Genomic DNA, 13,136 nt, shown 5'->3' on the forward strand with positions numbered 1-13,136 from the left:
CATGACGCCCGCAAAACTGTGGCTGCGGATCTTCGTGGCCGGATTCCTCCTCATCTCGTCGCTGCTGGTGCTCACGCTCGCGACGCCCATTCCCTATGGCGACCTGAGCCGCATCGGCCTGATGTCCGACCGCGAGTTCGGCTGGACCCAGGAGCCGCCGAAGGTCGCGCCCGAGTACCTGCGTGCCGTACCGCTCGACCAGGCCGACATCCTCGTGATCGGCGACAGCTTCTCGATGACGCACCGCTGGCAGTCGGTGCTGGTCAAGGGCGGCTACAAGGTCACCACGGCTTTCTGGGGGCAGTTCGACGAGCGCCTGTGCGGCGACTTCGATGCCTGGCTCGCGCGTGCCGGCTTCAAGGGCAAGCTCGTGATCGTCGAGAGCGTGGAGCGCATCCTGCAGGAGCGCATGCGCTACACGCGCAGCTGCGAGACCATGAAGCGGCCCTTCGCCGCACGCACCGAGCCTTTCGCGCCGCCGCTCGAGCACGTGCCCGGCTTCGCGCTCAACTGGGGCGCCAAGCTCACCTCGGGCCTGGACACGCTCAAGTACACGCGCGCCGCCAAGGCGACCACGGCCGACACCGTCTCCACCGACCGCACCAAGGCGCGCACGGTGGTCAATGGTTGCGAAATGTTCAGTCACCGCCTGTGCAACAAGGCGCTGTTTTTCGGCGAGGACGACGAGAACGGCGAGCTGCCGGCCGAGGACGTGGCCGCGATGCAGGCCTTCACGAAGTCGCAGACCGCGTTCCCGATGCTCTGGATGGTGATCCCCAACAAGACCACCACCTACATCGATCCCTCGCATTCGAAGGCCTTCGTCGAGGCGTTCAGGGCCTCGGGCCTCGGCCCCGACCTGTTCGCCTTCGCGCAGCAGAAGAAGACCCAGGTCCGCGACTTCTACTTCCCCAACGACACCCATCTGTCGATGCACGGCCAGCTCGCGCTCGGCGAGCTGATGCTCGGCGAGGTGCGCAAGATCGTGCCCGAGCCCCCGTCACGCACGCCATGAGGCTATCATCGCCTCGTCAGGAGACCGAGCCCGCGTGATCCTCTACGAGTACCCCTTCAACGAGCGCATCCGGACCTATCTGCGACTCGAGCACCTGTTTCGCCGCCTTGGCGAGCTGGTGCCTGCCGAGTCGCCCCTGTCCCACCACTTCGCGCTCGTCACCATCTTCGAGATCATGGATGTGGCCGCGCGCGCGGACCTCAAGTCCGACGTCATGCGCGATCTCGAGAAGCACAAGTCCACCTTCAACGCCTATCGCGGCAATCCGAACATCTCGGAAGCCGCGCTCGACCAGGTGGTGGCGCAGCTCGAGCGCAACTTCAACACGCTCAACGGCATCGCGGGCAAGGCCGGCCAGTCGCTGACCGAGAACGAGTGGCTCATGAGCATTCGCAGCCGCGCGAGCATCCCGGGCGGCACCTGCGAATTCGACCTGCCCGCCTACTACGCCTGGCAGCACCGCAGCAGCCAGAGCCGCCGCGCCGACCTCGAGCGCTGGTCGGGCACGCTGGCGCCGCTGGCCGAATCGATCTACCTGCTGCTCAAGCTGCTGCGCGACGCCGACGTGCCCTACAAGGTCATCGCCACCAACGGGCAGTTCCAGCAGAACCTGCCGCAGGGACGCAGCTTCCAGCTGCTGCGCCTGCGCATCGATCCCAAGCTCGGCCTGATCCCCGAGATCAGCGGCAACCGGCTCATGGTCTCGGTGCGGCTCATGCGCCACGAGAGCGACGACCGCCTCCACCAGAGCAGCGACGACACCCCCTTCGAACTCACCCTGTGCGCATGACAGGCGAAGAGCGCATCGAGCCCCGCGAGGGCGAACGCATCGTCCGCTGCCCGAGCTGCGGCGGCGACAGCGTGTATTCGGAACGCAACCCCTACCGCCCCTTCTGCAGCGCGCGCTGCAAGGGCATCGACCTCGGCGCCTGGGCCAGCGAGGAGTTCAGGATGCCGGCCGAGGCCCCGCCCGACGACGAGCCTTTCGGCGATCCCAAGGCGCAGCAGTAGCAAGCCCGCGGAAATCCGTGGGCGGCCTGCCTGCCGCAGGCGTTGCGATTTCCTTTCAGGCCAGGGTCGACACGGCCTGGGCCGCCGACGCGGGCAGGCCGCGCTCCTGCACCAGCCATTCGAGCACCGGCAGCGCGCCCGGCAGCACGGGCGCCACGTCCAGCGGCAGGTGTTGCCAGGCCATCTGCTGGCCTTCGCGCATCTCGAAGTCGCCGTGCCAGGCCGTGACCTTGCACCAGTGCAGGCGCACCAGCGCATGGGGGTAGTCGTGCTCGGTCACTTTCCAGACCGTGGCGCCGTCGATGGTGATGCCGAGCTCTTCCTGCAGCTCGCGCCGCAGCGCCTCCTCGACCGTCTCGCCGGCTTCGATCTTGCCGCCCGGAAACTCCCAGTAGCCCGCATAGGGCTTGCCGGGCGGACGGGTCGATAGCAGCAGCGCATCGTCGGCCGTGCGGATCAGCACGCCGACCGCGACCTCGGTGTGCTTGCGCGGCTGGGCCGGCTCCGTGCTCATGCAGTGGCCCGCCCCGCGTAGTCGCGCGCGAACTGGTAGGCCACGCGGCCGCTGCGCGAGCCGCGCTCGAGCGCCCAGACCAGCGCCTCGGGCCGCGCGGCCTCGATCGCGGCGGCATCGACACCGAAGGACGCGAGCCACTGGGCCACGATGGTGAGGTACTCGTTCTGGCTGAACGGGTAGAAGCTGACCCACAGGCCGAAGCGCTCCGACAGCGAGATCTTCTCCTCGATCACCTCGCCCGGATGGACCTCGCCATCCTCGGTGTGGGTGTAGCTGAGGTTGTCCTTCATGTACTCGGGCAGCAGGTGGCGCCGGTTGCTGGTCGCGTAGATCAGCACATTGGGCGTGGCCGCGGCGATCGAGCCGTCGAGGATCGACTTGAGCGCCTTGTAGCCCGGCTCGCCCTCGTCGAAGCTCAGGTCGTCGCTGAAGACGATGAATTTCTCGGGCCGCTGCGACACCACCTCGACGATGTCGGGCAGATCGGTGAGCTCGGCCTTGTCGACCTCGATCAGGCGCAGGCCCTGCGGCGCGTAGGCCTGCAGGCAGGCGCGGATCAGCGAGGACTTGCCGGTGCCGCGCGCGCCCGTCAGCAGCACGTTGTTGGCCGGCTTGCCCTCGACGAACTGGCGCGTGTTGCGCTCGATCTTTTCCTTCTGGACGTCGATTTCCTTCAGCGCATCGAGCGCCATCGTCGCCACGTGCCGGACCGGCTCGAGCACGCCGTGGCCCGAACTGCGGCGGCGGTAGCGCCAGGCGATGGAAGCGTTCCAGTCGGCCGGTTCGGCCAGCGGCTGGGGCAGGATCGACTCGATGCGGGTGATGAGCTGCTCGGCGCGCTCGATCAGTCTCTGGAACTGCTCGTTCATCGAAAAATCAGGATCTGTAGTCGGCGTTGATCGACACGTAGTCGTGGCTGAAGTCGCAGGTCCAGACGGTTTCGCTGGCGTTGCCGCGGCCGAGGTTCACGCGCACCGTGATCTCGCTTTGCTTCATCACGCGCTGGCCGTCCTCCTCGCGGTAGGCCGGGTTGCGGCCGCCCTTGACCGCCACGTGCACGTCGTCGAGGAACAGGTCGATGCCGGTCTGGTCGAGGTCGGCGATGCCCGCGTAGCCCACGGCCGCGAGGATGCGGCCGAGGTTCGGGTCGCTGGCGTAGAAGGCGGTCTTGACCAGCGGCGAATGCGCGATCGCATAGGCCACCTGGCGGCATTCGGCGGCGTCGCGGCCGCCGTCGATCTGCACCGCGATGAACTTGGTCGCGCCTTCGCCGTCGCGCACGATGGCCTGCGCGAGCAGGCGCGCCACCTCCTGCATCGCGGCCACGAGCGCCTGGCCCTCGGCCGAATCGAGCGAGGTGATGGTCGCGTGCGCGGCCTTCTGCGTGGCGATGACCACGAAGGAGTCGTTGGTCGAGGTGTCGCCGTCGATGGTCACGCGGTTGAACGAAGCGTCGGCCAGCTGTTTGGCCAGCGGCTGGATCAGCGCCGGGTCGATCTTCGCGTCGGTGGCCATGAAGCCCAGCATGGTCGCCATGTTCGGGCGGATCATGCCGGCGCCCTTGCTGATGCCGGTGACGCTGACCGTGGCGCCGCCGATCTGCACCTGGCGGCTGAAGGCCTTGGGCACGGTGTCGGTGGTCATGATGCCTTCGGCGGCACGGGCCCAGTGGTTATCGGCGGCATCGGCCAGCGCGGCGGGCAGGCCGGCCTCGATGCGGTCGATCGGCAGCGGCTCCATGATCACGCCGGTCGAGAACGGCAGGATCTGCTCGGGCGCCAGGTCGAGCTGGCGCGCCAGCGCGATGCAGGTGGCGCGGGTGCGCGCCAGGCCGTCCTCGCCGGTGCCGGCGTTGGCATTGCCGGTGTTGATCAGCATTGCGCGGATGCCGTGGCCGGCCGCGAGGTGGTCGCGGCAGACCTGCACCGGCGCGGCGCAGAAGCGGTTCTGCGTGAACACGCCGCCGACCGCGGCGCCTTCATCGATCAGCACGACCGTCAGGTCCTTGCGGTTGGCCTTGCGCACGCCCGCTTCGGCTACGCCGATGCGGACGCCGGGGACCGCGAACAAGGCGGCGGGATCGGGAGCGGACAGGTTCACGGGCATGGCGGTATCTCTTCGGAGTTGCGGGTCAGCTGAGTTTGCCGTGGCAATGTTTATATTTCTTGCCACTGCCGCAGGGGCACGGGTCGTTGCGGCCGACGCGCGCGAAGGCGGCCGCCTCGGCGCTCAGCGTGCCCAGGCCCGCGGCCGCGATGCGGCGCTGGCTTTCCTCGTCGACGCGCACCTCGACCTCACCGGTCTCGGTGGGTGCCGAATAGGTGATGTTCGAGACGTTCTCGCCGCGGTTCTCCATCGCCTCGGCCGCCTCGTCGAGCTGCTCGCTCGACTGCACGCGCACCGTCATGAGCTGGCGCGTGACCTCGTTCTTGACCGAGTCGAGCAGTTGGCCGAAGAGCTCGAAGGCTTCGCGCTTGTATTCCTGCTTGGGCTGCTTCTGCGCATAGCCGCGCAGGTGGATGCCCTGGCGCAGGTAGTCGAGCGAGGCCAGGTGTTCGCGCCAGTGGGTGTCGATGCTCTGCAGCAGCACCATGCGCTCGAACTGCGTGAAGTTCTCGGCGCCGATCAGCGCGACCTTGGCGTCGAAGGTCTCGTTGGCGGCATGCACCACCTTCTCGACGATGTCCTCGTCGGAGATGGCTTCGGAACCCTCGACGATCTTCGCGAGCGGCATGTCGATGCCCCACTCGTTGAACAGGGCCTGCTCGAGCGCCGGGATGTTCCACTGCTCTTCCACCGACTCGGCCGGCACGTACTGGCGCACCAGGTCGATGAAGCAGCCTTCACGCAGCGCCGCGATCTGGGCGCCGAGGTCGCCGGCGTCGAGGATGTCGTTGCGCTGCTGGTAGATCACCTTGCGCTGGTCGTTCGACACGTCGTCGTACTCGAGCAGCTGCTTGCGGATGTCGAAGTTGCGCGCCTCGACCTTGCGCTGCGCGCTCTCGATGCTGCGCGTGACGATGCCGGCCTCGATGGCCTCGCCGTCGGGCATCTTCAGGCGGTCCATGATCGCCTTCACGCGGTCGCCCGCGAAGATGCGCATCAGCGGATCGTCCAGGCTCAGGTAGAAGCGCGAGGAGCCCGGGTCGCCCTGGCGGCCCGAACGGCCGCGCAGCTGGTTGTCGATGCGGCGCGACTCGTGGCGCTCGGTGGCGATGATGCGCAGGCCGCCGAGCGACTTCACGAACTCGTGGTCGTTGTTCCACTCGGCGCGGATGTGCTCGATGTCGGCCTTCTTCGCGGCCTCGTCGCGGCCTTCGTCGGCCTCGACCGCCTCGATCATCTTCTCGATGTTGCCGCCCAGCACGATGTCGGTACCGCGGCCGGCCATGTTCGTCGCGATCGTGATCATCTTGGTGCGGCCGGCCTGCGCCACGATGTCGGCCTCGCGCGCATGCTGCTTGGCGTTGAGCACCTGGTGCGGCAGGCCCGCCTGCGTGAGCAGGCCGTCGATGATCTCGGAGTTCTCGATCGAGGAGGTGCCCACCAGCACCGGCTGGCCGCGCTCGTAGCACTCGCGGATGTCCTGGATCGCCGCCTCGTACTTCTCGCGCGTGGTCTTGTAGACGCGGTCGAGCTGGTCGTCGCGCTTGCTCACGCGGTTCGGCGGGATGATCATGGTTTCCAGGCCGTAGATCTCCTGGAATTCGTAGGCCTCGGTGTCGGCCGTGCCGGTCATGCCGGCGAGCTTGCCGTACAGGCGGAAGTAGTTCTGGAACGTGATCGAGGCCAGGGTCTGGTTCTCGGCCTGGATCTCCACGCCTTCCTTGGCTTCCACGGCCTGGTGCAGGCCGTCGCTCCAGCGGCGGCCGGTCATCAGGCGGCCGGTGAACTCGTCGACGATCACCACCTCGCCCTGCTGCACCACGTAGTGCTGGTCGCGGTGGTAGAGGTGACGGGCGCGCAGCGCCGCGTTCAGGTGGTGCATCAGCGTGATGTTGGCCGGGTCGTAGAGCGAGGCGCCCTCGGGCAGCAGCTTGAACTCGCCGAGGATGCGCTCGGCGTTCTCGTGGCCGTCCTCGGTCAGGAACACCTGGTGCGTCTTCTCGTCGACCGTGAAGTCGCCGGGCACCGTGACGCCCTCGCCGGTGCGCGGGTCGGCTTCGCCTTCCTGCTTCTTGAGCAGCGGCACCACCTTGTTGATGGCGAGGTACAGGTCGGTGTGGTCCTCGGCCTGGCCGCTGATGATCAGCGGCGTGCGGGCCTCGTCGATCAGGATCGAGTCCACCTCGTCGACGATCGCGTAGTTCAGCTTGCGCTGAACCCGGTCGCCGGGCTCGTAGACCATGTTGTCGCGCAGGTAGTCGAAGCCGTACTCGTTGTTGGTGCCGTAGGTGATGTCGCTGCCGTAGGCGGCCTGCTTCTCCTCGCGCGGCATCTGCGGCAGGTTGATGCCGACCGTGAGCCCGAGGAAGTTGTAGAGGCGGCCCATCCAGGTCGCGTCGCGGTTGGCCAGGTAGTCGTTGACCGTCACCACGTGCACGCCCTTGCCGGACAACGCGTTCAGGTACACCGGCAGCGTGGCGGTCAGCGTCTTGCCTTCGCCGGTGCGCATTTCGGAGATCTTGCCGTTGTGCAGCGCCATGCCGCCGAGCAGCTGGACGTCGAAGTGGCGCATCTTCATCACGCGCTTGGAGCCCTCGCGCACGGTGGCGAAGGCTTCGGGCAGCAGGTCGTCGAGGCTCTCGCCCCTGGCGATGCGGTCCTTGAACTCCTGGGTCTTGGCGCGCAGCGCGTCGTCGCTCAGTTTTTCGAATTCGGGTTCGAGCGCGTTGATGCGCGCGACCGTCTTGCGGTACTGCTTGAGTAGCCGGTCGTTGCGACTGCCGAAGATCTGGGTCAGGAAGTTGGTGGCCATGGGTGGAGGTGGGCGGGCACCTGACACGACAGGCACTGCGACCGGATTCCCTAAGATATGGTGAGAGCAGTTGGGCGCACCTCTTTCAAAAGCAAGCCTTCGAAAGTCGGAAGCCCGTGCCGGTTATCGGTAGTCGGGTTATCGGATTTGAACGATTTTCCCGGCGGGACCGCCGGCAAACCGGGCATTTTAGCTGTCTTGTTTCACCCACAGAATTACGAATGAATCGCCGTTCCACGCCCCCGTTCACGCTGCAGCAGGCGGCCGAGGATTCGCCCACGCTGGCGAGCCTGATCGCCCGCGCGCGCGACGCCGGCGACCGGCTGCGCGCGGTCGAGGAACTGATCCCGCCGCTGATGCGCCCGGCCATCCAGGCCGGCCCGGCCGAGGGCGACGAATGGTGCCTGCTGGTCAAGGGCAGCGCCGCGGCCGCCAAGCTGCGCCAGCTGGCGCCGATGCTCGTGACCCGGCTGCGCAACCGCGGCTGGGAGGTGCGCAGCATCCGCATCAAGGTGCAGACCGGACGCTGAAGCCCGCGGCGGCCGGCCGCCCTTCCTGCATTTTACTTTTCGTCTGGAATTGGATAATATTTCCAGATGAATGAAGCCCCATCGTCGCCCGCCGACGCCTCGCTGCTGCTGCTCGACAAGCACCAGGTCGACGCCCTGCTCGCTCCCGAGGACGTGCTCGAGGCCGTGCGCGAGGCCTTCGTGCTGCACAGCGCGCGCGAAGGCCGGGTGTTTCCGGTGGTGCGCGAGCCGCTGGCCACCGGCGGCGTGTTCGGCATCAAGTCGGGCGACGTGCCCGCGCAGGGGCTGCTCGGCTTCAAGGCCGCGGGCTTCTGGCCGGCCAACCGCGCGCGCGGCGGCGAGCCCCACCAGGCCACGATCCTGCTGATCGACCCGGTGACCGGCCGGCCGCAATGCCTGATCGACGGCAACGCGGTCACCACGCTGCGCACCGGCGCGGCCGGCGCGCTGGGCCTGCGCGCGCTCGCGCGGCCCGGCAGCACGCGCGCCTGCGTCTTCGGCACCGGCGTGCAGGCGCGGGTGCAGCTCGATTTCGCGCTGCGCACCCTGCCCGCGCTGGCCGAGGTGCGCTACGTGAGCGCTCGCGGCGGGCGCGACGCCGACTTCGAAGCCGCCTTCGCCGCGCGCTGCGCGATCGCGCCGGCGGCCGACCGCCACGAGGCCGTCGCCCACAGCAACGTCGTGATCACCGCCACGCCCGGCGCCGGCGCGCTGTTCGACCTCGATGCCGTGCAACCCGGCACCCATCTGAACTGCGTGGGTGCCGACACGCGCGGCAAGCGCGAACTGCCCGACGGCCTGCTGCCGCGCGTGCGCCTGGTCGTCGACGACCGCGTGCAGGCACAACAGATCGGCGAGACCCAGTGGGCGCCCGACACCGCCGGCATCGAGCTCGGCGACCTGCTTTCGGGCCGCGCGGCCTTCGAACGCGCCGCCGACGACATCACCGTGTTCGACATGACCGGCCTCGCGCTGCAGGACCTGACCGTGGCGCGCATGCTGCAGCGGCGCGCGGCCGCGACCGGCACCGGCACGCGCATCGCCTGGCCCTGGTAACTCCCTCCTCGTTCCTCCCCGCCATGACCACCACCCCCACCCTCGCCGAACTCGACACCCCCGCCGCCCTGATCGACCTGCCGCGCATGCAACGCAACATCGCGCGCATGCAAGCGCGCATGGACGCGCTGGGCGTGCGCTTCCGCCCGCACGTGAAGACCAGCAAGTGCACGCCGGTCGCCCAGGCGCAGCTCGCGGCGGGCGCGCAGGGCATCACCGTCTCCACGCTCAAGGAGGCCGCGCAATTCCACGCCGACGGCATCGACGACATCCTCTATGCGGTGGGCATGGCCGCGGCCAAGCTGCCGCAGGCGCTCGCGCTGCGCCGCGCGGGCTGCCGGCTGACGATCATCACGGACAGCCTGGCCTCGGCCCGCGCCATCGCCGACTTCGGCCGCGCGCAGGGCGAGGTCTTCGAGGTGCTGATCGAGATCGACACCGACGGCCACCGTTCGGGCATCAAGCCCGGCGAGGCCGCGCTGCTCGAGGTCGGGCGCGTGCTGCACGACGGCGGCATGCGGCTCGCGGGCGTGCTCACGCATGCGGGCTCGAGCTACGAGCTCGACACGCCCGAGGCGCTCGCGGCCATGGCCGAGCAGGAACGCGCGGGCTGCGTGCAGGCCGCCGAGCGGCTGCGCGCGGCCGGCCTGCCCTGCGCGGTGGTGAGCGTGGGCTCCACGCCCACCGCGCTGTCGGCCGCGCGGCTCGACGGCGTGACCGAGGTGCGCGCCGGCGTCTACGTGTTCTTCGACCTCGTGATGCACAACATCGGCGTCTGCGCGCCCGAGGACATCGCGCTGAGCGTGCTGGCCACCGTCATCGGCCACCAGGCCGAGAAGGGCTGGGCCATCCTCGACGCCGGCTGGATGGCGATGAGCCGCGACCGCGGCACGGCGAAGCAGAAGCACGACTTCGGCTACGGCCAGGCCTGCGACCTCGAAGGCCGCGTGATCGAAGGCTATGTGCTGAGCGGCGCGAACCAGGAGCACGGCATCCTGTCGCTCGCGGGCGGCACGGCCACGGACATCGTCGAACGCTTCCCGATCGGCACGCGGCTGCGCATCCTGCCCAACCATGCCTGCGCGACCGGCGCCCAGTTCCCCGAATACCACGCGCTCGCGCAGGACGGCAGCCTGCGGGCCTGGCCGCGGCTGCACGGCTGGTGAAGCGAACGCCCCGCCACGCGCGGGGCGCCCGGTCGATCAGCCGGCCGCCCCTGCGAACAGCTCGGTCATGAACTGCGTCGACTTGAGCCCCGTGCCCGTCAGCAGCACCACCGTCTTCTCGCCCGCGCGGATCTCGCCGCGCTGTTCCAGCACCTCGATGGCGGCAGCGGCCGACGAGGAGGTCGGCTCGGCATAGAGCCCCGTCGCCGCCAGCCGCCGCACGGCTGCCGCGATCTGTTCCTCGGTCAGCGCCACCGTGCCGCCGCGCGTCTCGCGCAGCGCCTGCAGGATCTCGCGCAGCCGCACCGGCCGCTTGATCGCCGTGCCCTCGGCGATGGTCGGCGCCACCGCGCGCTCGACCAGCGTGTCGGCACCGGCCGTGAAGCTCGCGTCGATCGGCGAGCAGTTCAGCGGCTGCGCGACGAAGATGCGCGGCAGCCGGCGGATCTGCCCGGCCGCGAGCAACTCCTGGAAGCCGATGTGGCAGCCCAGCACGTTGCTGCCCGCGCCGGCCGGGATGATCACGTTGTCGGGCGCCTCGAAGCCCAGGTCCTCCCAGAGCTCGTAGGCCAGCGTCTTCGTGCCCTGCAGGAAGAAGGGGTGCCAGTTGTGGCTGGCGTAGAAGATCTCGCTGGACTGGCGCACCGCCTCTTCTTCGGAAGCCTCGCGCGGGCCGGGCACGAGCTGCACCTCGGCGCCGAAGGCGCGGATCTGCGCCACCTTGGGCGCGGGCGTGTAGGCGGGCGCGAGCACCTTCACGCGCAGGCCCGCCGCGGCACCGGAGGCGGCGATCGCGGCGCCGCCGTTGCCCGAGCTGTCCTCGAGCACCGCGTCGACGCCGATCTGGCGCAGGAAGGACATCATCACGGCCGCGCCGCGGTCCTTGAAGCTGCAGGTGGGGTTGAACCACTCGAGCTTGAAGAAGGGCTCGAGCCCGCCCCAGCGCTTCTGCACGAGCGGCGTGCAGCCTTCGCCCAGGCTCGCAGGCTGCTCGATCGCCACCGGCAGCGCCGCGCGGTAGCGCCACAGCGAGCGCACGCGCGTGTCGATGTCGTCGCGCGAGATGCCGGGCAGCGGCGTGATCATCATCGGGTGGCCGTCGTCGGAGCGCCAGCGGCGCTCGAGCAGGCCGTGGGTGCGGCCGGTGCGGGGGTCGATGTAGTGCGGGGTGTTCGGCATGGCTATGTTCCTTCGTTGCTTGATGAATGGGTTCAGCGGGCCTGGTAGGCCTCGGAGGGGTTGTCGTTCGGTGCCGCGATCGCCTGGCGCAGCGCGGCGCTCATCGGCAGGTTCAGCGCCGCGTTGCGCGGCGGGATCGGCTGCACGAACCACTTGTCGTGGAGCTTCGCGAGCTCGCCGTCGGCCATCAGCCGGCGCAGCTGGGCATCGACCGCGGCCTTGAAGGCCGGGTCGTCGCGCCGCAGCATGATCGCGATCGGCTCCACCGCGAAGCTCTCGCCCGCGATGCGGAAGTCGCCCGGCGTGCGCGCGCTCGCGATGTTGCCCGCGAGGATGTTGTCGTCGTCGATCCAGGCGTCGGCGCGGCCGGTCTGCAGCATGAGGAAGCTGTCGCCCGTGTCCTTGCCGTAGACCTCCTGGAACTCGACGCCGGCCGCCTTCCTGTGCAGCCGCGCGGTCTTCACCGCGCTCGAGCCCGAGGTCACGACCACCGTCCGGCCCTGCAGCTGCGCGATCGAGGCGATGCCCGACTTCGCGGCCACCGCGAGCCGCACCTCGGTGACGTAGGTGGTGAGCGCGAACGCCACCTCCTTCTGGCGCGCCGCGTTGTTGGTGGTGGTGCCGCACTCGAGGTCGACCGTGCCGTTGCGCACCAGCGGAATGCGGTTCGACGAGGTCACGGGCTGGTAGTCGATGGCCAGCGCGGGCAGCCGCTGCGCCTCGCGCAGGCCGGCGATCACGCGTTCGCAGAGCTCGACGTGGTAGCCGGTGTAGCGGCCCGCGCCGAGCGCATAGGACAGCGGCGCGCCCGAGTCGCGCACGCCAATCGCGATGCGGCCGCTGTCGGCGAGCTTGCGCAGGGTGTCGGCCGAGGCCGGGCCGGCACCGGCGGCCAGCAGCGAGAGGACGAGGACAGGGAACGCCAGACGGATCTTCTTCATGGGTTTCTCCGAGCAGAGAAAGAAAGAGGGAAGTCGGCGCGCCGCCCGCGAAGGCGGCCGCCGGAGGGCACCGCGGTTCCAGACAATATATCCATTAATGTACTTTTTGTACAGTTTTGACGTGCGGTTTGGATGCTTCGTCCAGACCTGGATACATTCACCCACATGAAGAAGAAGTCCGACAAGCACCTGCTCGAGATGCTCGACCACATCGCCGAGGGCCTGGGCCAGACCTTCGCGCCCTTCTGCGAGGTGGTGGTGCACGACCTGCGCAATCCCGAGAACGCGATCCATGCGATCGAGAACGGCCTGAGCGGCCGGCAGGTCGGCCAGTCGGTCACCGAGCTCGGGCTCGCGCGCATCCGCGATCCCGAATTCCCGGCCGTGATCGCGAACTACGCCAATGCCTTTCCCGACGGCCGCAAGGTCAAGAGCACCTCGATCGGCATCAAGGACGAGCACGGCGAGTACGTGGCCGCGCTGTGCCTGAACGTGGACCTGACCCTGTTCCAGAGCTTCCAGAGCGCGATGTCGCAGTTCACGCGCATCGACGACAGCGAGGTGCGCGAGCACCTCGAGCCCGGCAGCGGCCAGTCGGAGCGCATCCATGCGCGCATCGACGCTTTCGCGGCCGCGCGCGCGACCACGCCGCGCTCGCTCAAGCCCGCCGACCGCAAGCAACTGGTGCAGGAGCTGAAGAAGGAAGGCTTTCTCGAGATCCGCCGCGGCGCCGAGATCGCGGCCGCGCACATGGGCGTGTCGCGCGCCACCGTCTACAGCGACGCCCGCTAGGAGCCGGCGCG

General features: G+C 69.0%; 13 protein-coding genes. 7 read left to right on the forward strand and 6 right to left on the reverse strand.

What is annotated here, in order from left to right:
• Position 1: 1 nt before the first annotated feature.
• From INQ48_25985 to INQ48_25995, 3 genes are read left to right on the forward strand one after another with little or no spacing between them, the layout of a single operon-like run.
• The gene (locus tag INQ48_25985; protein QRF56745.1) at positions 2–1,015 is read left to right on the forward strand and encodes a hypothetical protein; all 1,014 of its coding nucleotides are present in this window, start codon (positions 2–4) and stop codon (positions 1,013–1,015) included.
• Positions 1,016–1,049: 34 nt separating this feature from the next.
• Entirely contained in the window at positions 1,050–1,805 is a 756-nt protein-coding gene (gene zapD, locus INQ48_25990) for a cell division protein ZapD (GenBank protein QRF56746.1), read from the forward strand.
• Positions 1,802–2,026, forward strand: coding sequence for a DNA gyrase inhibitor YacG (locus INQ48_25995; GenBank protein QRF56747.1), 225 nt, complete (start codon positions 1,802–1,804; stop codon positions 2,024–2,026). Before zapD ends, INQ48_25995 begins: the two co-directional genes overlap by 4 nt.
• A gap of 55 nt (positions 2,027–2,081) precedes the next feature.
• Here INQ48_25995 and INQ48_26000 read toward each other — a convergent pair whose 3' ends face one another.
• The 4 genes from INQ48_26000 to secA are packed head-to-tail and all read right to left on the reverse strand — an operon-like array spanning position 2,082 to position 7,461.
• On the reverse strand, positions 2,082–2,540 hold the full coding sequence (locus INQ48_26000; protein ID QRF56748.1) for an NUDIX domain-containing protein: 459 nt from the start codon (positions 2,538–2,540) through the stop codon (positions 2,082–2,084).
• Positions 2,537–3,412 carry an ATP-binding protein gene (locus tag INQ48_26005; GenBank protein ID QRF56749.1) on the reverse strand — a complete coding sequence of 292 codons (876 nt, stop codon included), beginning with the start codon at positions 3,410–3,412 and terminating at the stop codon, positions 2,537–2,539. The genes INQ48_26000 and INQ48_26005 overlap by 4 nt, the downstream gene beginning before the upstream one ends.
• A gap of 7 nt (positions 3,413–3,419) precedes the next feature.
• Positions 3,420–4,649 (reverse strand): bifunctional glutamate N-acetyltransferase/amino-acid acetyltransferase ArgJ, encoded by a 1,230-nt coding sequence (argJ, locus tag INQ48_26010; GenBank protein ID QRF56750.1) that lies wholly within the window; start codon positions 4,647–4,649, stop codon positions 3,420–3,422.
• Between the two features lie 25 nt (positions 4,650–4,674).
• Entirely contained in the window at positions 4,675–7,461 is a 2,787-nt protein-coding gene (gene secA / locus INQ48_26015; GenBank protein QRF56751.1) for a preprotein translocase subunit SecA, read from the reverse strand.
• Between the two features lie 221 nt (positions 7,462–7,682).
• On the opposite strand from secA, the gene INQ48_26020 reads away from it, so the two are divergent.
• The 3 genes from INQ48_26020 (at position 7,683) to INQ48_26030 (ending at position 10,213) form a co-directional block, all read left to right on the forward strand.
• On the forward strand, positions 7,683–7,991 hold the full coding sequence (locus INQ48_26020; protein ID QRF56752.1) for a hypothetical protein: 309 nt from the start codon (positions 7,683–7,685) through the stop codon (positions 7,989–7,991).
• Positions 7,992–8,057: 66 nt separating this feature from the next.
• Entirely contained in the window at positions 8,058–9,047 is a 990-nt protein-coding gene (locus INQ48_26025) for an ornithine cyclodeaminase family protein (protein QRF56753.1), read from the forward strand.
• Positions 9,048–9,070: 23 nt separating this feature from the next.
• Positions 9,071–10,213 carry a DSD1 family PLP-dependent enzyme gene (locus INQ48_26030; protein QRF56754.1) on the forward strand — a complete coding sequence of 381 codons (1,143 nt, stop codon included), beginning with the start codon at positions 9,071–9,073 and terminating at the stop codon, positions 10,211–10,213.
• Between the two features lie 36 nt (positions 10,214–10,249).
• Here INQ48_26030 and INQ48_26035 read toward each other — a convergent pair whose 3' ends face one another.
• Both INQ48_26035 and INQ48_26040 read right to left on the reverse strand, forming a co-directional pair.
• Positions 10,250–11,392 (reverse strand): pyridoxal-phosphate dependent enzyme, encoded by a 1,143-nt coding sequence (locus INQ48_26035; GenBank protein QRF56755.1) that lies wholly within the window; start codon positions 11,390–11,392, stop codon positions 10,250–10,252.
• Between the two features lie 32 nt (positions 11,393–11,424).
• Positions 11,425–12,333: an amino acid ABC transporter substrate-binding protein gene (locus INQ48_26040; protein QRF56756.1), complete on the reverse strand. Its 909-nt coding sequence runs from the start codon at positions 12,331–12,333 to the stop codon at positions 11,425–11,427.
• A 165-nt stretch (positions 12,334–12,498) separates the two neighbouring features.
• On the opposite strand from INQ48_26040, the gene INQ48_26045 reads away from it, so the two are divergent.
• A complete protein-coding gene (locus tag INQ48_26045) occupies positions 12,499–13,125 on the forward strand; it encodes a PAS domain-containing protein (GenBank protein QRF56757.1) in 627 nt (208 codons plus the stop codon).
• Positions 13,126–13,136 lie beyond the last annotated feature (11 nt).

Source organism: Variovorax paradoxus, assembly GCA_016806145.1.
Lineage (GTDB): Bacteria > Pseudomonadota > Gammaproteobacteria > Burkholderiales > Burkholderiaceae_C > Variovorax.

Excerpts from the sequence above, each read along its gene's own strand:
- INQ48_25985 (QRF56745.1), top strand. The coding sequence starts at position 2 with ATGACGCCCGCAAAACTGTGGCTGCGGATCTTCGTGGCCGGATTCCTC.
- INQ48_25995 (QRF56747.1), top strand. The coding sequence starts at position 1,802 with ATGACAGGCGAAGAGCGCATCGAGCCCCGCGAGGGCGAACGCATCGTC.
- INQ48_26035 (QRF56755.1), bottom strand. The coding sequence starts at position 11,392 with ATGCCGAACACCCCGCACTACATCGACCCCCGCACCGGCCGCACCCAC.
- INQ48_26030 (QRF56754.1), top strand. The coding sequence starts at position 9,071 with ATGACCACCACCCCCACCCTCGCCGAACTCGACACCCCCGCCGCCCTG.
- INQ48_26005 (QRF56749.1), bottom strand. The coding sequence starts at position 3,412 with ATGAACGAGCAGTTCCAGAGACTGATCGAGCGCGCCGAGCAGCTCATC.
- secA (QRF56751.1), bottom strand. The coding sequence starts at position 7,461 with ATGGCCACCAACTTCCTGACCCAGATCTTCGGCAGTCGCAACGACCGG.
- INQ48_26040 (QRF56756.1), bottom strand. The coding sequence starts at position 12,333 with ATGAAGAAGATCCGTCTGGCGTTCCCTGTCCTCGTCCTCTCGCTGCTG.
- INQ48_26045 (QRF56757.1), top strand. The coding sequence starts at position 12,499 with ATGAAGAAGAAGTCCGACAAGCACCTGCTCGAGATGCTCGACCACATC.
- INQ48_26020 (QRF56752.1), top strand. The coding sequence starts at position 7,683 with ATGAATCGCCGTTCCACGCCCCCGTTCACGCTGCAGCAGGCGGCCGAG.
- INQ48_26025 (QRF56753.1), top strand. The coding sequence starts at position 8,058 with ATGAATGAAGCCCCATCGTCGCCCGCCGACGCCTCGCTGCTGCTGCTC.
- INQ48_26000 (QRF56748.1), bottom strand. The coding sequence starts at position 2,540 with ATGAGCACGGAGCCGGCCCAGCCGCGCAAGCACACCGAGGTCGCGGTC.
- argJ (QRF56750.1), bottom strand. The coding sequence starts at position 4,649 with ATGCCCGTGAACCTGTCCGCTCCCGATCCCGCCGCCTTGTTCGCGGTC.